Source organism: Acidobacteriota bacterium (assembly GCA_016208495.1).
Classification (GTDB): Bacteria; Acidobacteriota; Blastocatellia; order Chloracidobacteriales; family Chloracidobacteriaceae; genus JACQXX01.
In genome coordinates this window covers 24,068-46,414 of sequence record JACQXX010000040.1, presented here as the reverse complement: position 1 = coordinate 46,414, position 22,347 = coordinate 24,068, and the positions used below count along the sequence as shown (strand labels likewise).

13 protein-coding genes are annotated in these 22,347 nt (G+C 50.6%); 8 read left to right on the top strand and 5 right to left on the bottom strand.

The features are described from left to right. Positions 1–260: 260 nt before the first annotated feature. Both HY774_06925 and HY774_06920 read left to right on the top strand, forming a co-directional pair. Complete coding sequence (locus HY774_06925; protein MBI4748205.1) at positions 261–431, top strand: hypothetical protein; 171 nt, start codon at positions 261–263, stop codon at positions 429–431. A gap of 845 nt (positions 432–1,276) precedes the next feature. Further along, positions 1,277–5,353, top strand: coding sequence for a GAF domain-containing protein (locus HY774_06920; protein MBI4748204.1), 4,077 nt, complete (start codon positions 1,277–1,279; stop codon positions 5,351–5,353). Here HY774_06920 and HY774_06915 read toward each other — a convergent pair. Then, on the bottom strand, positions 5,330–6,019 hold the full coding sequence (locus tag HY774_06915) for an EVE domain-containing protein (protein MBI4748203.1): 690 nt from the start codon (positions 6,017–6,019) through the stop codon (positions 5,330–5,332). The two genes, HY774_06920 and HY774_06915, sit on opposite strands and share 24 nt — an antisense overlap. A 325-nt stretch (positions 6,020–6,344) precedes the next feature. On the opposite strand from HY774_06915, the gene HY774_06910 reads away from it, so the two are divergent. Next, a complete protein-coding gene (locus tag HY774_06910) occupies positions 6,345–8,765 on the top strand; it encodes an ABC transporter permease (GenBank protein ID MBI4748202.1) in 2,421 nt (806 codons plus the stop codon). Positions 8,766–9,113: 348 nt separating this feature from the next. On the opposite strand, the gene HY774_06905 is transcribed toward HY774_06910, so the two are convergent. Continuing rightward, entirely contained in the window at positions 9,114–10,676 is a 1,563-nt protein-coding gene (locus tag HY774_06905; GenBank protein ID MBI4748201.1) for a replication initiator protein A, read from the bottom strand. 1,234 nt (positions 10,677–11,910) lie between these two features. Between HY774_06905 and HY774_06900 the strand changes: the two genes are divergently transcribed. Continuing rightward, the gene (locus HY774_06900; GenBank protein ID MBI4748200.1) at positions 11,911–12,441 is read left to right on the top strand and encodes a macro domain-containing protein; all 531 of its coding nucleotides are present in this window, start codon (positions 11,911–11,913) and stop codon (positions 12,439–12,441) included. Positions 12,442–12,810: 369 nt separating this feature from the next. Here the strand turns inward: HY774_06900 and HY774_06895 are convergent, their stop codons facing one another. Continuing rightward, complete coding sequence (locus tag HY774_06895) at positions 12,811–14,073, bottom strand: hypothetical protein (protein MBI4748199.1); 1,263 nt, start codon at positions 14,071–14,073, stop codon at positions 12,811–12,813. Positions 14,074–14,262: 189 nt separating this feature from the next. Here HY774_06895 and HY774_06890 point away from each other — a divergent pair, with 189 nt between their 5' ends. Then, complete coding sequence (locus tag HY774_06890) at positions 14,263–17,460, top strand: CHAT domain-containing protein (GenBank protein ID MBI4748198.1); 3,198 nt, start codon at positions 14,263–14,265, stop codon at positions 17,458–17,460. On the opposite strand, the gene HY774_06885 is transcribed toward HY774_06890, so the two are convergent. Together HY774_06885 and HY774_06880 are read right to left on the bottom strand one after the other, a co-directional pair. Then, the gene (locus HY774_06885) at positions 17,442–18,362 is read right to left on the bottom strand and encodes a hypothetical protein (protein MBI4748197.1); all 921 of its coding nucleotides are present in this window, start codon (positions 18,360–18,362) and stop codon (positions 17,442–17,444) included. The two genes, HY774_06890 and HY774_06885, sit on opposite strands and share 19 nt — an antisense overlap. A gap of 31 nt (positions 18,363–18,393) precedes the next feature. Further along, entirely contained in the window at positions 18,394–18,945 is a 552-nt protein-coding gene (locus tag HY774_06880) for an RNA polymerase sigma factor (GenBank protein MBI4748196.1), read from the bottom strand. A gap of 636 nt (positions 18,946–19,581) precedes the next feature. On the opposite strand from HY774_06880, the gene HY774_06875 reads away from it, so the two are divergent. The 3 genes from HY774_06875 (at position 19,582) to HY774_06865 (ending at position 22,326) form a co-directional block, all read left to right on the top strand. Then, positions 19,582–20,685, top strand: coding sequence for a DUF3616 domain-containing protein (locus HY774_06875; protein ID MBI4748195.1), 1,104 nt, complete (start codon positions 19,582–19,584; stop codon positions 20,683–20,685). Between the two features lie 192 nt (positions 20,686–20,877). Continuing rightward, positions 20,878–21,831 (top strand): carbon-nitrogen hydrolase family protein, encoded by a 954-nt coding sequence (locus tag HY774_06870; GenBank protein MBI4748194.1) that lies wholly within the window; start codon positions 20,878–20,880, stop codon positions 21,829–21,831. Positions 21,832–21,954: 123 nt separating this feature from the next. Next, positions 21,955–22,326 carry a transcription initiation protein gene (locus HY774_06865; GenBank protein ID MBI4748193.1) on the top strand — a complete coding sequence of 124 codons (372 nt, stop codon included), beginning with the start codon at positions 21,955–21,957 and terminating at the stop codon, positions 22,324–22,326. The last annotated feature ends 21 nt before the right edge of the window (positions 22,327–22,347 follow it).

The following is a 22,347-nucleotide window of genomic DNA, read 5'->3' as shown; positions in this document are numbered from 1 at the left end:
AACTCATGAGGCGAGGGCAGTGAACTAACCAGATCTGTGGAGCACACTCCAGGAGTGAAGGAATACCTTTCAGCTTGATGAGTCACTCTACACCATCTGGTTATCCCTGGGAAGACTTTATTTTGAAACCTGGATTTCAATTTTCAGCGTTTCCATAGCAGTGTGTCATGGCTCTGGTTGGCGACCTCCTCATGCCAGAGGTGGGTTTTTTCCTGCGGGGAGAGTGAAGCTGAGTGCCTGGAGTCACCCACGAACGGTAAATGCTTTCCGACGTCTTTGCCATTTTGAGTAGTCAGGATTTCACCCGACTCTTTGGTCTTTCCCGTGAAAACGAACAGATAGCTCCAAAAACAGCGATTGATTCTAAAGAACTTACTGGTTTGAATTTTCATCAACCTGCCACGTTCACGGCAAATACCAGGGAGACCTAATGATTTCAATGGGTTAAGAAGTCCCATGACTGTTGACTTTGTGTTAAGCCAGATCGGTGTTGGAAATAAAGGACTTGTCAGTACCACCTGCGTGAGCGGGTGGGGGTGGAAGCAAGCGGACCCACCCACTGACGCGGGTGGTACTGACTCATCGGTTCTTCTGATTTGTCTCCAACACAAAATCCGGTAGAAGCAGTATTATCAACCATAACTGCTTCTGATTTTATTCCTCATGTCGGGGTTATCACAGCATTTGAAAGCTTTGGAAACAGCCAGGGTTAAACTCTTCTAATCCCCCCAGATTTTGTGGACTGGTAAGCCCTATATTGAAAACAAAGGGCTTAGTACAAGTTCCCATAAATGGGGGATGGAATTTCGGTGATTCCGAATTGGCTTTCGCCCGGATGGGCAGTGGAAAGTGGCCGGTGGTTTGCCGCGTTGGGCACACCACCGGAATCCGAGCCAGGAGAGGCTCGCGCCCGGAGGGCGCTGGAGCCGTGGGGAGCGGAACCCAGCAGGAGAAAAGACTGAACGAACTTCCAGCGCCCATCCGGGCGGTAGAGCATCAGATTTTTGAGCTTACTCTACAAAATCCGGGGGATTAGAACAGTGGAAACTTGTAGGACCAGACTAGAATTTTTGCACCAGCTATCGGTCTGTTCAGATTGAATAGTCCCTCCAGTTGAAACCCCTGGAGCTGGATACTCATCACCAGATCGTTTTTCCCACCAAAAAATCCAGGGTTTGCATTTCATCCTTGCGTGAGACTGGTTTATAGTTTTTCGGCATTCCTTTCATCTCAGTCACAGTTTCTATTTTTCCACCGCAGGAGGAATTCCGGAGTTATGTCGGTTTCCCTTCCCCATCAAATCCTGGTCTGGGTTGGCGTGGCAGTTCTGTTTTGGGGGACCGTGCCTGGACTGATGGGAGGATCAGTCCCTTCAGGCCCTAAGCCTCAAAAACAACCGACACCTTCTCCCGCTCAACCGCTTTTACCCGTGGGCACAGCCAGTTCAAATCAACATGAGGAAGCTGCCTTTCCACAGGGTCGCCCCACGTTTCGGTGCTTTGCCAGTCCCGACGGGATTCCTCAAATGACCATCCAGTGTATGGCTTGCGATGTACGGGGGTATCTCTGGGTCGGGACACAGGATGGAGCCGCCTATTACAATGGCCGAACCTGGACCCCGGTTCATATGCCCAACCGGACGTCTTCAAACTATGTGCTTTCGCTGGCAACAACGCGTGATGGCAGTATCTGGTTTGGTACCAATGGTGCCGGCCTCGCTCGACTAAAAAACGGAAAATGGACGGTTTATGACACCCGCACCCAGACTTTGCCCAACGATCAGGTGTTTTTCCTGTTGGAGACCATCACTCCCGCTGGCGAATCCATCCTTTGGGTTGGAACTGATGGTGGTCTGGCTCAATTCGCTCAAGGGAAATGGATCTCGTACACGCCAAAAAATTCAAAAATGTCGGGTGGGCGGATTCGGGCGCTGGCTGAACTCAAGCACCCGGACCACACGACCTCGCTGTGGGTCTCCTTTTATGGAAATGGGTTGGCCTGCCTCAGAAATGGCGAATGGAGCCATTTCACACCCCAAAATTCACCCTTGCCTCAACTTTTTCTCCGCGGATTGTGTGCGGGAACGTCTTTCCGCAAATTGCCGGCACTCTGGATTGGCACCATTGGCGGCGGGTTGGTGTGCCTTGAACTCCAGAACCGTGACGGAAACGAATCCTGGAACTGGACCGTCATCAATAGCCAGAATTCGCCATTACCCAACGATTCGGTCTGGTCAGTCCTGGAAACCACTTCCGCAAGCGGAGTTCCTTCACTCTGGCTGGGCACGATGGGCAGCGGATTGGTCCATATCGAGCCGCAACCGGCCTTTTATTCCACCCCACCCCCTTCATCTTCTTCCTTTGGCACGCCCTGGTTTAAATGGTCAACCTACAACACCCAAACCTCAACCCTGCCGGAAAATCAGGTGATCAGCCTGCTGGAACCCGACGCCGATCAAAAAAGAGTTCTTTGGGTAGGAACAGCCGGGGGCGGACTCGCCCGGTTGGATAAATCACAGTGGAAAGTCCTGGATCCAACCAATTCCCCGCTCCCTGACAAACAGGTGTGGGCCTTTTTGGAAAGTGTTTCTCCGCGCGGGCGCCCGGTGTTTTGGATTGGCACTGGAAATGGACTGGTTCGCTACGAATCCGGGCAATGGACGACCTTTACCACCAGCAATTCGGGGTTACCCAACAATATTATCAGTTCGTTGGCTGAGACCATTTCCAAAAATGGCGAGCGAACCTTGTGGGTCGGAACCTCGGAAGGCGGTCTGGCTACTTTTCTCAATGACCGATGGACGGTCTATACCACGGGCAACTCACCGCTCAAAAGCAACAATATTTTATGTGTCCTGCCGACAGTCCTGGCTTCAGGGGAGACTGTCATTTGGATTGGTTCCAATAGCGGAGGCTTGTCCCGGTTTCAGCAGGGAGTGTGGACCGTCTTTGATACAACCAACTCAAGTCTGCCGCACGATTCGGTCTTTTCATTGCTCGTGACCCGTGGCCTCGATCAAAAACAGATCCTCTGGGTTGGAACCCGAGGCGGAGGCGCTGTCCGAATCGAGATTGATTCGCTAGACAAGCCCTGGAAAATATTCAATACCAGTAATTCAAAGCTTCCGAGTAATTATGTCTTGTGCCTGCTGGAATCAAACACCGGAACCACCTCATCTTTGTGGATTGGGACCGGGAGTGGCGGCGTGTGTCGGCTGAATCCGAATGCTCCCGATGATCCCTGGGTCGTCATGTCTGATGCAACCTCTCCGGCCCTGCCAAACAATATCATTTATCGGATGGCCAAAGACCAAAAGCAGAGGTTGTATTTTTGCACCAACAAAGGCATCACCCGTCTCACACCTAAAACTTTAACTGATCAATCACTGAATAATTTTGATTTGTATACCTTTGACACAAACGATGGCCTTCCCAGTGAAGAGTGCAATACCGGCGCCAGTGTGGTTGATAGCCGGGGCTACATTTGGGTTGGAACCGTGAAGGGCGTCGGGGTATATGATCCCAACCTGGAAATCATCGGACAACTGGCCAGGCCACTGATCATTGAGCGTGCCTGGCTCAATGGAAAAGAAGTCCAGTTACCGGAACTCACATCACTCCAGCATAATGAAAACAACCTTTTGTTTGAATTTGCCCTGCTCACCTTTACCCACGAAGCCACCGTCCGGTATCAGGTACAGCTTGAAGGATTTGACCCGTCAAAATCAGACTGGGCCAGTGTGTATCGCAAGGAATACACCAACTTAGGGGCGGGAGACTACACCTTCAGGGTTTGGGGTCAAGACTATACCGGGCAAGTCACTGGTCCGATGAGTATTTCGTTCAAAATTCGACCAGCACCCTGGAATACCTGGTGGGCCTACCTCATCTATCTTGGACTTTTTGGAAGTGGTATTTATGGGCTGTATTCGTGGCGAATCCATACAGTCCACCAACGCCAGCAAGAAAAAATCGTGTATCTCGGACAGCTCCTCGAAAGTACGCGCCTCATCAATTCCCAGTTGGATTTAATGGCTGTGTTTCGACATTTTGCAGTGGAAGCCGCCCGGCTGGTGAATGGTATTCCAGGGGGGATCGGTCTGGTTCAAGGAAATGAGGTCGTCTTTAAACTGGTGTTCAACCGTGACCAGTGGGAACCGTCAGACCTTCGTTTTCAGGTTGGGAAAGGGATTACGGGCCAGGTTGCCGCCACCGGCAAGTCAATGATCCTCAATGATGTCAATGGTTCACCGCTGGTCACCTATCCGGAACTGATTGAAAAACATGGGGTCTCCGGCTTTATGAATATCCCAATCATCATGCCGGACGGACACGTTGGCGGAGTCATCAGCATTCATCGCTCCGCCAGTCGAAAACCTTTTACCGACGCTGATTGCCGGGTGGTCGAAGCACTCGCCAGTCAGGCCGCCGTGGCGATTGAAAACGCCGCTCTGCACGGTGAAGTGGAAGACAAGAATCTGCAGCTTGAAGAAAAAAACCTGATGATCGTTGAATCAATTCGTGAAATTGAGCGGTTGTATCAAAACGAACAGCAGGTCAACCGCACGCTTCAAGAACTCAATCAGATGAAGACCAACTTTATCATTGTCACTTCGCACGAGATGCGAACGCCGTTGACCGTAATTAAAGGCTATGCGGATGCATTGCTGGCGGAATATTTGGGGCCGCTGACCGAAACTCAAAACCGGGCGATTGCTGCCTGCCAGCGGATGGTTGATCGAATGGTCACCAGTTTTGATGGCATTTTGATGATGCTCAAAATTGATGAGGGCAAAAATGATCTCACCTTATCCAGACTGGATTTGTCCACCCTGTTGAGTGAAGCGGTTGAAGAACTCTCGTCATTTGTCGAAAAACGTGGGCAGAAAATTGTAATTGATGCACCAGATGGAATTGTCTTGCTGGCTGACCGGGAAAAAATCAAACTCGTTTTTTTAAACCTGGTCCAAAATGCCATCAAATTTACCTATGATAAAGGCACCATTCAGATCCGGGTGACGATTGAACGCAGCTTTGTGCATATCCAGATACAGGATTCAGGAATAGGGATTGAACCGACTGAAATTGACCGGATTTTCGAACGGTTTTACACCAGTAAGGATCCTTCGACCCATACTTCCGGAAGGTTTGAATTTACAGCCCGCGGTACTGGTTTGGGACTTTCAGTGGCAAAAAGTTATATCGAATTCCACGGCGGGAAAATTTGGGCCGAGTCTGAGGGTGTGAAGAGAGGAAGTTGTTTCCACATCCAGTTGCCCCTGGCCAGCCCTCTCCCGCCAACACAATCCACCACTGACCAGCCCGAGACATCAACCAATATCATTTCGGGCTGAAAAATCCTCGGGCTCAGGGCTGAAAACGTCGGGCTCAGGGTATTCAACCCGTCTTCTTCCGCCCCGAGCTTGCGAGTCTTCAGCCCCAAGCCCGGAGTCCGTTTTCTTCAGCCCGCTTTCCAATGATTCAATCACCTGCCACTCTTCTTTGGTTACCGGTTGGACTGAGAGTCGCATACCCCGCCGGGTAACCAGCATATTTTCAAGTCCAGGCGTTTGTTTGAGTTTTTCTAATGGAATTACTTCTGGAAAAATGCGCACCAGTTTGAGGTCAACCATAAACCAGGTTGGATTTTCAGGTTTGCTTTTCGGATCGAAATGGTGGTCGTTTGGGTCAAAGGCGGTGTGGTCGGGGTAGCCTTCGCGAACGACTTCAGCAATTCCGGCAATCCCAGGCGGTTCGGCATTGCTGTGGTAAAAAAACACCTGATCCCCGAGCTTGAAGTCATCCCGCAAGAAGTTTCGCGCCTGATAGTTGCGAACACCATCCCAACATGCCGTTTGTTCTGGACATTTGTTTAAATGCTGAATCGAAAACACTTCGGGTTCCGATTTTACCAGCCAGTACCGACGCTCCCGCTCAGTTAAAGGAGGCTGAATTGATGGAATCTCCACCGGTGCAGGTGCTGGAGGAGTGGATGTCGTGCGTTTTGAACTCCTGGCCATGAAAAGTCCCTTTCAATGAAATATCGGTTGATACCTCGCTATCTTTCCATTGAGTTTCTCAACTGGCAACCGGTGTGTGCAACCTGACACAAGCGGCAAAATTCTTTCTGACAAAGTTCGCTTTTGGGAACTGGCTGTATCGTTTGCGAACAATTTTCTCACTTAAATTCCTTATCAGTTGAACTGTGACTGAACACATTTCCGCCCTGCCTGGGAAAAGCTGGTATCTGGCACAGGGTTTGTCTATGAACCAGGCGATAAAGCTACCTTCCAGCCCGTCCCCCCTCACTCCCAATTTTTCACCCGAAGCAAAGAGGCTTACAGTATGAATTCCATCTGGCAGGATATTCGGTTTGAATTTCGCACAATCTACAACACACCAACGATTTCATTGATTGCATTACTCACCCTGGCACTTGGGATTGGCGCCACCACCATCATCTTCAGCTTGATTCACACGGTTTTAATCCAACCGCTTCCGTACCCAAATGCCGACCGGCTTGTGATGCTCTGGGAAAAAGAAAAGACCGGTGAACCAAGCAACACTTCGTTTTCCACCGTAATGGATTGGACCGCCCGATCACAAACCCTGGAAGCCATCGCCGCCATGACGTCCTGGCAACCAACCGCCAATGGCCAGGGAGATCCCGAGCGCCTGAGCGGAATTCGGGTTTCAGCTTCGTTTTTCCATATTCTGGGCATTAAACCCGTTCTAGGACGTGATTTTCGACCGGAAGACGATCACCCTGATACCCGCCGGGTGGTAATTATGAGCCACGGCCTGTGGCAGCGCCGCTTTGGGTCAGATCCAAATATCATTGGGAAAACAATAAGCCTGAGTGAAACCCCGTTTACAGTGATCGGTGTTTTGCCGTCTGATTTTGACCCAATGGCAACAACCCAATTCTATGAAAAGGCTGAGATCTGGTCGCCGCTTGGATATGACCTGGCCTTACCTCAAGCTTGCCGTACCTGTCGCCATATCACCGCCATGGGGTTGATCAATTCTGGCATATCATTTGATCAGGCAAAGCGCGAGTTGACCGGGATCGGTCAGGCACTGTTTCGAGAATATCCCACCGACTATCCTGATCCAGGGATTGTGCTGAACCCACTGCAAACTGAGATAACCAGAAAAACACGCCCAATTCTCTTTGCTTTATTCGGTGCCGTGAGCGTGGTGCTGCTGATTGCCTGCTCCAATATAGCCAATCTGCTGCTGGCTTTTATCTGGCAACGTCAAAAAGAACTTGCTATTCGTGCTTCGGTGGGAGCTTCCCGGTGGCGACTCATTCAACAACTGTTGACTGAAGGTCTCGTTTTGGGTGGCTTGAGTGGTCTGATCGGAGTGATGGTTGCCATTTGGGGGACACCGCTGTTGGAGCAGGTACTTCGCGAGCAGGTTCCTACCCTGAGTAAAGTATCCATCAGCATCCCGGTGCTGGTGTTTTCATTGGGGATCACCCTTTTAGCCAGCCTGCTCTTTAGCCTGGCTCCAGTTATTCAAATCATTGGGCTTGACGTTCAAAAAGCGCTGAAAGCGCAAATTTTTGGGCCAGGTTCGGGCAGCGCCAATCGAATGCAGTCTGGACTGGTCGTGACCCAGGTCGCTTTTGCGCTCATGCTTTTAATTATTTCGGGGCTTTTGCTCAAAAGCTTTGTTCAGGTCTACCGGATTTCTCCTGGGTTTGAGACCGAACATGTTTTAACACTTTCATTGACCACGACGGGGCCCAAATACACCCAGGAAACAACGATTCTCCAGTTTTACGACCAGATTTTGTCGCGAATCCAGACATTACCAGGGGTTGAGTCCGCCGGAATCGTGAGTAACCTGCCCTTTGGTGGAAATATGGATTCGTGGGGCGTGCAAATCCAGGATCGTCCCCTAACCAACCAGGCACTGGCACCCTCAGCCGAACGATATGGAATTACACCTGGATATCTTACCGCCATGCGTATTCCAGTGCTGGCTGGACGCAATTTTTCCGCTGAGGACCATTCCCAGGGACAACTCGTGGCCCTGGTCAATGAAACAATGGCTCAACAAACCTGGCCCGGAGAAAATCCCCTTGGAAAACAAATTAAGGTTGGCGGCGACTCTCCGTGGCGGACAGTCATCGGTGTAGTGGGTGATGTCCGACACTATCGGCTGGAATCCAAACCAACCATGCAGGTTTATGTTCCTGAATCACAAGGAGTTGACGCGTTTGTCCAACTGGTTGTGAAAGGAAAAATTGACCCGGCATCGCTGACGACTTCAATTCAATCTGAAATCTGGGCGGTGGATCCCAATCGCCCGGTCTATAAAATTGCCCCAATGAAACAACTTGTCTCAGCAACCATAGCTCAACGACAATTATTGCTCTGGCTGGTTGGGAGCTTCTCGGGAGTAGCTCTGATTCTGGCAGTCATTGGCATTTATGGTGTGCTTTCGTATTCCGCCTATCGCCGCACCAAAGAAATTGGAATTCGCATGGCCCTTGGGGCACTGAAACGAGACATTCTCCGGCTTATTGTCGGCCAGGGTTTCAACCTGGCCATGGTTGGGATCGGAGCAGGGCTTTTCTTTGGGATGGTGGTGTCCCATCTGCTGGCGGGCTTCTTGTTTGAAGTCAGTCCGGTTGATGGCCTAACACTGGCTGGAGTGTCCTTCCTGGTATTAGCGATTACCATTCTGGCCAGTTACCTGCCGGCTCGCCGGGCAGTCCGGGTAAATCCGATGGTTGCCCTTCGAAATGAGTAAGGCTCTGGTCGGAGCAGCAATTCTTTGTTTGATTCTTGGGCCCAGGCACTCGCTCATTTTACAACGCCTTGCAGGGCGTGGGTCTCTTCCTGGCCGGGCCCGTGGGCTTCGCACCACAGCCATTTTACAACGCTCCTACGGAGCTAAATCACTGATTTTGCTTATCATCATCCAAACTAAGGGAGCCTTAAAAAATAAGTTCCTGGGGCGTGTTCTGCCACGTCCAGGTTTTGGTTTTGCACCGCGAAGCGCTGCCGTTCGGGATGCTCAATCCAATTGCTGGTGTTCCAAATGAAAACGGGAAGTTGCTTTTTAACGCTCCCTAAGAATTGCTGCGGTCGGAGGCTGTCAATCATCAAACTGGTACACATTTTGGGCGACAATCAGAATCGCAGCCGCAAATTGCCTGGCGGCGACAGCCAGCAAGGTTTCCTTTTGCACCTCGGGAGTAAAGGTCAATATTTTCTTTAATGTGGCTGGGTCTGAGCGATGCAGGAACGATTTCGCCGACTGACACCAGTAGGCTTGTTCGGTTTCAGACATCATTCTCAAGCACTGAAAGGCTTTCTCTTTTTCGCTGTGAATGGTTGTCTGATCCGTTGTGGGCTCTGATTCCAGGGTCTTTTTATCCGGGCTCTCCAGGTCTGCATCTGCCATTGGTGGTCGGTTGATAAACTGGTCGAAATACTGCTCCAGCCCGCCTAGATTTTGAATTTTGAAGTTGGTTTTCCGGGCTTCCGTTTCAGCAAATCCAATAAATTCCTCAAATGTTTGTAACGAATTTTGGAATACTTCGATCCAGTGCTTTGCCCTCTCAAATTCTTTCAGTGTCGGTCGTTTTCTCACGACCTTGAATTTGCTCCGAAATAGTTCAAAAGCTTTAATTTCCAGTCCAGATTGGATTTTATTTCCAGTCGAAGCATCTTCAATTATAATACTTCTTTCAATTTCGATTTGTGTGACTTCGGCGGTGGATTCAATCGTGTTTTCGAGGATTTGTTCAGCTTGATTTTTGGTTTTAATGGCAACGAGTTTGTAATCATCATCTTTGCTGGGTTCGAGATAGACCGAGAGCACGCCATTCTGGATTTTGAGTCCCTGAAGTTCGCGAATCGCGCGGCTAAGCGCATCCACCCGATTCGAAAGCTTGTGGTACCGGGCGGATTGAATGGCCAGGTCTTTCAGCAGATCCCTGGTTCGCCGTTCAAATCGGGTGGCGGAGTACAATCGAGGCTCGATGTACTTGTAAACCAGTTGAGCCAGAGGATTTTTGATTCCAATCAACACGTGATACTTCGTGGGAATCGAATGGTAGCTTTTGAGGTTTGAGTGAATGAGTTCGTGGAAGGTAACGGTGATTTCGTCTTCGACGGAATCTTCGGATTCTTCAGACGTCAGCGACAAAAACGAAATGATGTTGAACATTGCCAGTTGCTTGATGGTTTTGTTCTGGGTTTTGTCAAAGAATGAATTTTCCCACGTGATATCAACCGCCTTGAGTCGCTTGAGTGAGTTGATGATTCCTTCACGGGCAATTTTGCCGTACTGGCGGTCAAGGGCTTTCAAAATTCCCCGGATGGTGAAATGAATTTTGTCAGGCCGGCCCTTTTTTTCCCAAATCGAAAGCAGTGCATAGAGGGTTTTCTGGTCCTCGGTGTTGAGTGTCCCAAATTGCAGGTCCGGCACAATGGTTACTTTGGCCAGAATTTCTTTGTTGTTGAGCCTGATTTTTCGCTCGATGGTTCTGATTTCATTAAATTCGGTGGTTTTGTTGGCGGCTTGCCAGATTCCGGGCCACCGTTCCAGGTTGAGTTCCGAACGAATCAGATATTCGTTTTTGAGCAAGTCTTGTGCTTTTTGGGGTTCTAGTTCGTCTATTTCGTCGGGATACAGGGGAAGTTCATCAGCCATACACGTTGCTCAAAACCAGGTTTCGATCAAAAAAACAAAAAAAGTGAAAAACACACACTCGCGCGCACGCGCGCATGTATTGTGTCTTAAATAAGTCTTAAATAAGTCTTAATACATGTTAGAGAAAAATTTAGGGTATGTAAAGCCTTTTTTTTCTGTAGTTTGTGGGAATGGCGGGTCCGGGTCCTACCCCACCTGGGTCCGGGTCCTACCCCACTTGGGTCCGGGTCCTACCCCACTTGGGTCCGGGTCCTACCCCACCCATGGGGCGTTTGGTCCAGAGATTCCTGGATTTTCGACTAATTTTCGATGCTCGGGTCCGGGTCCTACCCCACATGGGTCCGGGTCCTACCCCACATGGGTCCGGGTCCTACCCCACATGGGTCCGGGTCCTACCCCACCCACATGAATTGTCTGGACCGTTTTGGGTCCGGGTCCTACCCCACCTTGACCCCCTTTTTGACCCTTTGGGTCCGGGTCCTACCCCACCCCAAGACCTCAATTTTTTCGATTTGGGTCCGGGTCCTACCCCACCCCGGTTTCGTTGACGCTGGAATCGAATTTCAGTGAGCCCAGCCCTGGAAAACAGGCGTATCCAAAACTTTTACCGAAAGGAATAAAATCACAGGTAAGAGTAGTAAAATCATATAGTTACATGGTTTTCCCAAAAGAATGCCAGGTTTTGGCCTTGAGTGGCTTGGGTCCGGGTCCTACCCCACCCATGAGCCACCTTTCTGGTCTGGCGGTCCGGGTCCTACCCCACCCTAAATCGCGTAAAAGATACTTTAGAAAATACTGAATTTTGATTTTAAATTGTTGATTTTATTTTAGTTAGATGTATTTAGATAGATTGTTTCTTGGGTAGGCGGTCGGTACAAGTTGCTTTGGTTTCACCAGTCACATTGTGGTAAACCCAGTCCCCGTGAAGCTGAAAAACCGCTTTTGCACGTGGGTTCAATGGTCAAACGAGGGCTGATTCCCTGCTGGAATGGCATGCTAGAAAGAGTATAAGTCTGTGTATATAGGTTAGTTATAATATCTTCTGGAAGAGCTGGTCCGGGTCCTACCCCACCCCTGAGGTCGCCGTTTTTCGGCCCGGTCCGGGTCCTACCCCACCCTCAAACAGGGCCAGGGGCTGAGGGTTGAGGGTTGAGGGCTGGGGGCGGCATAATCAATCTCTCGAAAAACCCCAAGCCCTGAGCCCGTTTTCTTCAGCCCCTGGCCCTAACCCGATATGAAACTTCATCTGGTGGATCTCAATGCCCAACTTGTGACCGAATGGCGGCGAGCCTTTGCTCCCTTTCCCGAGGTGGAAATTGTTTGTGCCGATTTGATCGCGGTTGCCCACTCGTGTGTGGTGTCACCGGCCAACAGCTACGGGTTTATGGATGGCGGCATTGACCGCGAATATTTCGAGTTGTTTGGCCAGCGAGTCCAAAACCGGGTTCAAGACCTCATTGCCCAGCGACCCGAAGGAAAATTACCGGTCGGCGCCAGTTTGGTGATTCGAACTCATCACGAACAGGTGCCATTTTTGATTTTAGCGCCGACAATGGAGTTTCCCGGCCCATGTAGTCATGTGAACGCTTATCACGCAATGGTGGCCGTTTTACGCGCAGCAAACAGCATTTCTGGATTGGTCTCAGATGTGTTTTGTCCTGGTTTGTGTACCGGCACCGGTCGCGTTGCCGAATCGGACGCCGCTGACGAGATGGCCGCCGCGTATCGTGATTGGAAACGCAAGGGTGACAGGGTGACAGGGTGACAGGGTGACAGGGTGACAGGGTGACAGGGTGGTGACAGGGTGACAGGGTGACAGGGTGACAGGGGGACAAGGTGACAGGGGGACAAGGTGACAGGTAATAGGTGAATGAAGGAATGTGCTATAATTATATTACTTTGATGTGTTTATAATGTTCTTGTGCAGAGTCTGTAGGTGTTTTTGATGAGGGTAAATGCTTTCATTTTAGAAAGTTAGCTGTTTTGGGTGTCACGAGTGCGGCTTTGTGGAAAAGCTGAATTTAAGAAATCCAATCAGGCATTACTTTTATTACTTTGATTGGTAAAATCAAAGCCGGCGGCAATCCTGAACTGCCGCCGGTGTTACCTCACTCAATGAATGATCTGGACTGGATTACGGTTCGTAGCGCACAAACGCTTCTGAACCAGTGGTTTGCGGGACTTTCCCGACAACTGTATATCCAGTTGCAGCCAGATTGAGCGAATTGGCCTGGCCAGGCAAGGACTCCGACTCGGTATGAAGCGTCAACGACGTATCCACCCGCCCAACATAGCCCTGAGCGCCAACTGGACCGCAAAACCAGACCTGGCCATCGTCTGCTACACGTAAATCAGTAACTGGGTGCGGGGTTGGGATAAAGACTACATCTTCAATGTTGGTGGCGAAATCAGGTTGATCCAAAATGGTGCCAAACACTGGTTTTGAGATAGGTGGTCGGCCCAGTTGTCCCAAGCTACCGTCTTCGCCGTCTAGCGGTTGAAAGTGCGAGGAAGGGCGATTTGATAAATTGAGATGGCTTCCACCAACCCAAATTTTGCCATTGCCTCCAACCTTGACTGTCTGGCCAATCATGGGCAGGTCAAGTGCGGAGGTGATTTCGAGGGTGGTCGGATTGACACCCTTGATAAACCCAAGACCGGTATCATAGCCACCCACGACAATCAGGTTCCCGTTGGTGTTTTGGGCAATTCCAAACGCAGGTCCATCCAGTTCAAGCACGAGCCGGCTTCCTGTTTCCCCAATTGGAGGTTGCACAGCCACAAACCCGGTGGTGACACCATTGCTGGTATGCTCTCCGACAAGAGCCACTCGACCGTCAGAAAGTTGAATCAGGTTGTGGCCAATCTCAATGCTGGTACTTGAAAGAATTGATGAATAGACCAGCGATTGGGTATCCAGATTGATCGCGGCCACAAAGGCACCTGACGGACCCTCAAGAGTTGAACCGTCGGTGACTGGAAAGTCGGATGACTCGGTAACTCCAGTCAGGATGAGCACATTTGACGAGGTAACCACCGCACTGCGAATGGCATCAGGCTGGCTTCCACCAAGAAAAGTTGACCAGACAATGGTGCCGGCAGTGCTATAAACCACGATATATCCATCGGATGCCCCACCATTTGTACTTTGCGGCTGACCACTGTTGGGGAGCGTCGTTTGTACTGTTTGACCGGCGGCAATGATGGAATTATTGATAGTTAGGGTGATATGGGCCTCTTCACCCAGTCCCTGATTGGTAAAGCCAGCTCCGGCCTGGCGGGGTGATTGTGAAAAGACCGGGCTACACACCAGTGCCAGCACCGGTAAAATTGTCGCCAAAACACACGTTACCCTGCGCAGGCTGCGGACACAGCCCATCAACTGTGATATCTTCATATTTGCTTATCCTCAACTTATTTGGTGTATGAACCCTTTGATCTCAGTTCAACCCTGGTCCACCTTGTTGGCCAGTAAGGTGCATCTCGTGGTTTTACTGAGAGCCTACGCCTGATGTGGAATTTTTTAGATTCCTCTTCAGATGGCTCATTTTTGTTGTCTGATAGTTATTTGCACGAGAGGCCCAAAATGATTCACCTCTTCTCGCTTTTTTTGAAAAATTTTTCCAGATGGCTTTGGATCATTCCCTTGTGTTTGGTTTCCCAGCCGATGCAGGCTCAGGTTCCAGCCCACAAGCTAACCCTGAATCAGGAACAAAAGCTGATCTGGTCACCCGGCCAGCAAATCGTTTTTGAACTGATGCTCTCTCAACCGGCAACCATGAAAGTCAGGGTTGAACAGCGCGGGTTGGATCTGAGTTGCAGCGTGATTGAACCTGGTGGAACCGAAGTGTTCCAGGTTGATACCCCAACCGGGCTGTGGGGATTTGAAGAAGGGTATTGGAAGGCGAACCAGGTGGGGATTTACAAAATTGTGGTGAAGGCATCATTGACGAGCCATACAGTACCCAAAGAGTGTTCAATCGTGGTTTCAGAATGCTCTTCAGGTGAATTTGCATCTCGGAGTGTGCTCCAGGCAGCCTTTAACACTGCGAAAAATACCCGAACATCTGAAGGTTTCCTTGAGGTTGCTACACTTGCCCGGCAACAAGGTGACCAACGAATGGAAGGTTTTGCTCTCAAAAAAGCCGCTGATGCCCTCTCACGCCAGGGGAACTTTGATCAGGCCGAAGACCTGTACCAGCAGGCAGAAGTCAAATTAGCTGCAACAGGTGAAAGGGGTGGGCGATTAATAGCTGTCTCTGCCCTGGCACAACAAAATGAAAAACGAGGTCGGTTTCGGGCAGCCAGCCAGGGGTTTGAACGTGTTCGCCAATTTTATCTGGAATTGGGGGACCATCTTCATTGGGCGAAACGTGCCCTTGATGTTTCCAGGAATGAGTATTGTTTAGGAAATAGTGTCGCGATTATACCAGTAATCGAAGAGGCCCTGGTGGTTTTGAAAACATTTCATTTACGTGAGGCTGAAGCCTTAATGTTGAGTGGATTGGCTGTTGATTACGATGCCGGTGGATTTTTTGATGCCGCCGAAACTGCCCACACCAAAGCTGCCAGTTTGTTGGTGGAATCTGATCCACCGGAAACCAAACTACAGGTTTGGTGTAATCAGGCAGCACACTATATTTTTATAGGTCGGTGGGATGATGCGTTTGATTTATTGCGGGATAAAGCCCTGCCACTGGCAAAAAGCAACCAGCTCACAAGCCAGACGGCAACCGCCACGTATTTAATTGGATGGGCCTGGTATCGTCGGGGAAACCTTGAAACGGCCTCCACCTTTTGTCGGTCAGCACTCGAACTGTTGCCTCAAATGAATGATCTTCATTTGCAGGCCATCCTCTATCACAACGTGGCGACCATGCTCCAAAAATTAGGGAAACACCAGGAAGCCATTGAGTTGTTAGAGCACAAAGCGATTCCAAAACTTCGAGAGCTCCAATCCAATCGCGACCTTGCGGCGGCATTAAACGTTGCCGGGCGGGTTGAAGCTGATCGCCAAAACTATAAACAGGCATCGCTGTATCTGGCTGAATCCAGGGAACTGCTTCAGTCAGTTTCGTCTCCAGACTGGCTCTCCAACACGCTTTACTGGCAGGCCCGGATTGGCATTCTGACCAATCAACTTGATCAAGCTGAGGCTGATTTGCGGGAAGCGATCAGGTTAACCGAGACGCTCAAACAAAATACACCGGGTTTGGCCCAGATTGACTACTTTGCGACCACCCAAACCATGTATGACGCCTTGATCGAAATTCTCTTTCGCAAACACAAAGCTTCGCCCGCCAAAGGGTATGACCAGGAAGCCTTTTTGTGGAATGAGCGTCGGCTGGCCCGAGGTATGGTCGAGAAAATGGCAACCACTGAGTTAACTCAATCCGAAGCCGATAGCTTACCCGTGGAGTGGAAACAGCTTTCTGAAGTCAAAGTTGAAATAAACCGTCTGGCGGCACAACGGGCCGCACTGTTGATAACCGATCAGCCACAAGCCTCTGACCTTGAAAAAGTGGAACGGCAACTGGCGCCGCTCCTGCGGACAAAAGACCGGCTAGCTGCCACCTTGACTTCACCCATCAAGCCCGCCGGATTAACCAACCCTGATTTGACGAGCCTTCAAAAAATGGTAGATGCCAGCACGGCACTGGTTGAATTTCACGTCGGTGAATTTGCCTCCTATGCCTGGATTATGACCGAGGGCGGATTCCGAAGTGTGACGCTCCCATCCAAAGCCGAACTGCAACCGCTCATCAACGAGTTACAGGCCAGTGTTCCCCGTTCCCAGGCCAATTTTAAAGTAGCTTCCACCCCCACCTCGGGACTCAAGCCCACGCTCGCCAAACTTTCAACCCAACTGTTGCGCCCGCTGGCCTTACCGCCCAGTATCAGCCGCCTGATTATGGTGCGGTCTGATGTGCTCAACTGGGTGCCGCTGGCGGCGTTGCCACTTCCAGAAAAACCAGTACTTCCACTTCTTGCTCAGTGTGAAATCAGTTATAGCCCATCAGCGACCTTTGCCAGTCAACTTCTGCAACGCCAATCAAAACCCACTCAAGAGGCAGGATCAATCCTGGTGATGGCGGATCCGGTATTTACCCTGGCGGATTCCAGATTGCCACAGGTTGCCCGCTTGAGCGGAACGAAATCAGAGCGGGTCGAAATCGCTGAACCCTCGAATACGTTTCGAGGGCTACGGTTTTCACGCCTCCCGGCTTCAAGTGCCGAAGCCGCTTTAATTGAGCGGTTGTGTAAAGGAAAAGTCGTCAAGAAACTGGGATTTGATGCCAGTCGGAGCCTTTTGTCCGAAGGAAAGGCAAATCAGTTTCAGATGATCCATATTGCGACCCATAGCGTGATTCGCGAAAAAGACCCATCCCTTTCGGGGCTGTTGTTCTCGCTGCTTGATTCCCAGGGCAAGGCCCAGGATGGGTTTTTAACCCTGATGGATATTGCCGGTTTGCCTTTAAAAACTGATTTGGTGGTGATCAGTGCCTGTCAGACCGCGGATGGAAAATTGATCGAGGGCGAAGGACCGCTCTCGTTTTCACGGGCCTTTTTGCTGGCCGGCGCCCGCACGGTGGTCGGCACCCAATGGGCCGTGGATGACAAAGTCACCTCAGAATTGATGAAACTCTTTTACGAACAATTATTTACCTATCATCTTCCACCAACCCAGGCCCTGCGAAAAGCCCAGCTCCACATGCTCAAAAACCCTGCCTACCAGTCACCCGAACACTGGGCGGCGTTTGAGTGTTACGGAGACTGGCGGTGAGCGGCATCGAGCGAAGCGTAGAGTCGAACTGAAAATCCGGTGGCTTCAGCCGACGTGGCTGGAATGGTGGAGACCCACAGTTGATATTGCCCTGACCCGCTGACAACTGGTTCAGAACATTGAATTTCTATCGTCTGGCCATTGACCTCAAACCAGAACTGGTTTCCGACCACCCAGCCATTGGGTTTGAAGGTATCGTTTTTTGGAGCCAGCATTAAAATATAATCGCCGTTCCCACCCAAAGAGACTCGAATGGCGCTTCCAGCCGCTGGTGCCTTGGTTTGGGTGATCTCAACCCCGTCAACCGAGAGCGTGAGTTGCCCGGCAAAAAATTTCACATCCGCCGGTGAGGCCGTCGCCAGTGGTGCTGTGTTCCCTTCTGACCGGTAGTTTGGGGATTCGGGTTTGGGGAGGGCCACCGGGTTCCCCGCCGAATGAGCTTTGGGGAAGGCTCCAGAACCTGCTGGTTTGGTTGCCGGTGCTGGTGTGGGAACACTCATTGGATCAGGCAATACCGTGGATGGGCGTGGAAATTCAACCATCACGATCTGTGCCGGCAGGCTGGCATTCCACCACAGAAGTGATCCGGCCAGAGTCAGAGCGCCGATTCCAAACCCAAAAGCATATGGCGCCACACGCAACCACGATGAGGGTTGGACTGTCATCCAGGGGGTAGCTGTTTTCCAAACTTCAGCTTCGCTGTCGTCATCAAATGCCTCAAGGCTTGATTCGACGGGGTTTTGCTCAAAATGGGCTTCAAAGGCATGTAACACGCGATCCCGGAGCGCGGCTGGTGGTTCAGCAAAAGCTTCTGACTTCAGGAATGAGGAAACGACTGGATCCGGTGCCAGCGCGTCATCATCTGTGGGTGATGGGACTGAATGAGAGGTTGGAATGGACATAAAATTAAGGCTCTCCTGGGCTTGTTTCGCTTTAAATCAAGAGTTTTCGGACATTTTCACGGGCGCGTAAAAGTCTTGATTTAACGGCTGCAACCGAAATGCCAATGATAAAACTAATTTCTTTGACCTGATGATCTTCCATGTCAGCCAGGACGAGAACTTCACGTTGTTCAAGCGAAAGGTTTGAAAGGGCGCGCCGAACATCAATCCGGGCAATCGCCACCGTTTCAAACGCAGTGCGATTTGAACTCAACGAGGTCATCAGAACCGATTCCGGTACCGGCTCACCCCTGGAAGTTTCACGATCTGTTTTTCGACAATGCATAAGATACAGGTTCCGAGCAATGGCACAGAGCCAGGTTTCCATCGTGGCACCTCGGGTGGGGTCAAACCGATCTGGATATTTGAGCACTTCCAAAAACACTTCCTGCGTCATGTCTGAGGTCAATGTGTGGTCATGGCTCATTTTCAAGAGAAATCCCCAGACGGACCGGTGATGTCGGTCATACAACTCGGCAAACGCGGCTTTGTCACCTTTTGAGGCTCTGACTAATAACTGATGGTCAGTTGGCCGGGTAATCATCCAATAAACTCCTCTGATTATCCAAAATTATGACTCAGCACAGGGGACAAACAGGTCAAATAGCCCGGTGAAGCCACCGGGCAAATCAGGGTCATTGTGTCACTTGTAAAGTGTACTCACTCGAAAAAAGAAAAATAATGCCGTTGGCAGAATGAAGTGTAGCTCAGTGAAAAATCCAGGGAAAGGCAAAGAGAGTACAGAAACCGGGATTCTTCCGAGAATTTACCGGAAAATTTCAAAATTTTTTTTCAAAGCCTGAATCATTTTTGCCTTCTCGTGCAAATAACCTAATAACACTGAAATCTTCCAGTTCATAGTTCGCGCATCACTCTCCCCGGGTGAAAGTTGCGGGGTGGCCACCAAAAATTATGAAGGGGATTTCAGTGGGTCTTTTGGGGATCGAAAACGATGTGCTCCTGCTGGTCTGGAATAGTTTCTGCCCCTCCTTGGAAAGGAGTTTCCTCCAGACTGTGGTTCAGTCCAACCGGTGTTTGGGACAACCTGAACAGGTTTGACCCAACCGCCCGGTGTCATTACCGGTTTGAAATCTTGTCCCTGGTTTTGGCGCTCATCTGAAACCAGGAGCAAGTGATCCAAACAGAAAGGAATCTTCGGTGCACCTTAGGGGGTGCATTCATGTTGACTTCCATCCAGCGGCTCTCTTTCCACAACAGTGGTGCCGACTGGTCCAGGGAAACACTTTCGGCTGTGCTTCAAGCCCACAACAGCCTGTGGGTGATTTCTGGAATGAGGAATCGTCTGGATTGTTTTGCCCCAGCCGGAGGTTTGCATTTCAAAGCTATGAAATCATTTGACTTAGATCATTTTCTCGCTGATTCGGCCACCACCAAATCAACGCCTGGGACTGCCTTCGATATTGAAATCGAAAGTGCTGCTTTTGACGGACGTGCGCTCTGGGTGGTGGGTTCTCACAGCCTGAGCCGGGCTCTGGCCGACCCGTTCAAACCGGATTGCAAAAACATTCTTCAACTACAATCCCTGGTCAAAAGGAAACACCGTTTTGTGTTGGCCCGGATTCCAGTTGTGCTCCACCACGAAGCGGAAAACCGGCCAACCGTTGAATTGCTGGAGGGGGCCAACCCCGAAACCGTGTCACGACTGGCGGGAACGGTTGATGGGAACGAACTCACTGAAGCCATTGCCGAAGATGAACATCTGCAACCATTTCTGGCAATTCCTGGAAATGAAAATGGGCTGGCCGTGGGTGGGATTGCCGTTTACGGAAAAAAAGTATTTCTCGGGTTGCGGGGACCAGTGCTGCATGGGTGGGGGATTATCCTGGAGCTGGAAATCGAGGACAGTGCCGACCATCTGCTGCACCTCAAACCGATTGGGCCAGGTGGACAGCGGTACAAAAAGCACTTTCTTCAACTTGACGGCCTGGGAATTCGCGATTTGTGCCTTGATGGACAGGATTTGTTGCTCCTGGCCAGGCCCAGTCAGGATTTTGATTGGCCAGTTATGGTGTATCGCTGGTATCAAGGGGTGAATCAGATTGCGGAACGGGTGGTTTGGAGTCGTCCAGGGAGTGAACTCACCCAGGTTATTCAGGGGCCGCGCACAGCCGTCGGCTCCGGGTATGATCGGCCAAACAGTCTATCCCTGGTTTCAAATGATGAGTTTCCATATTCGGTACTGGTCGGATACGAATTTCCTTCACCGTATCGGTTACCTCAACCAGCACAGCTTGATTTGGATCTCTTTCGCTTGACTCAATAACGGGTTTCGGACAAGGTGACAAGGTGACAGGGTGACAGGGTGACAAGGTGACAGAATGACAAGGTGACAAGGTGACAGGGTGACAAGTTGGTTTTTTTCATCCCTCATCCCTCATCCCTCATCCCTTGGTTTTATCCCTTATCCCTCATCCCTCATCCCTCATCCCTTAAAGAACCCGGAACCCTCTACCCCATGCCTTCTGACCACCTTCTTGTTGGCATTGCCCAGATGTCCCCGATCTGGCTCAATCGTCGGGCGACGAGCGAAAAAATGCTCACCTTCCTCGATCAAGCGGCCAAACATGGCTGTAAGGTGGTCGTTTTTGGTGAAGCCCTCCTGCCTGGATATCCATTTTGGATCGAGCGAACTGACGGCGCCCGATTTGATTCCCCGATTCAAAAAGAAATTCACGCCCACTATCTTGACCAGGCGGTGCAAATCGAATCAGGTCATCTGGATGCTTTTTGCCACGCCGCCAGACGTCATTCCCTGGCAGTGGTGCTTGGGTGTGTTGAACGCCCTCTGGATCGGGGCGGACATAGCCTGTATTGCTCGCTCGTGTTCATTGATCCAGAAGGAAAGATTGGCTCAGTCCATCGAAAGTTAATGCCAACGTATGAGGAACGCCTCACCTGGGCACCTGGCGATGGTCACGGTCTGCAAGTGCATCAACTTGGAGCCTTTACCCTGGGTGGGCTCAATTGCTGGGAAAACTGGATGCCCCTGGCACGCGCCGCACTTTACGGCCTTGGAGAAGATCTCCACGTCGCCATCTGGCCCGGAAGCATCCGCAACACCGAAACCATCACCCGATTTATTGCCCTTGAGTCCCGGTCATTTGTGATTTCAGCCTCGGGATTGATGCGCCCCACCGATTTTCCTCCTGAAACTCCTCATCGTGACTTGATTGTCCAGAATTGCGAGCCCTTTCTGGCCAATGGTGGCTCCTGTATTGCCGCCCCGGACGGAACCTGGCTGTTATCGCCAGTCATTGAAGATGAAACACTCCTGGTAGCCACCCTCGACCACACACTGGTTCGACAGGCACGGCAAAACTTTGACCCGGCTGGGCATTATTCCCGCCCCGATGTCACCCACCTCACCGTCAATCGGAAGCGGCAATCCACCGTTTCATTCACAGATTAAATTCGGAAAAATTTTGAAACGGGCTGTCGATTTGAGAAGAATTGATTCGTCATTGGATCAAACACGCCTTCTCGATACACTTCGGCTGGCGAAATTTTGTCAATGACAGGAGCAAAGATTGCTATGCCTCAGTTTATGTTGATTTCAATGTATGACATGTCCGAAGCGTCGGATGTCGAACTCAGCCCGGAAATGATCCAATCCATCATCCAAAAATATTTTGACTGGAACACAAAGCTTCAGGAATCGGGAAAGCTGGTTGGCGTCAATAAACTGGTTGACGGCGCCGGTAAACGATTGAAAGGATTTGGGGAAAAACAGGTTGTCACGGATGGGCCGTTTATCGAAACCAAAGAAGTTGTTGGCGGATACTGGATTATAGAGGCGGCTGATTATGATGCTGCGGTTGCCATGGCTCAGGATTGTCCAACGCTTGAATTCGGAGGCTTTCTCGAAATCCGGGAAATTCAGGACATGTCGCAAATGGGCAACTGATTTGAATGCAGAATAAAGAAA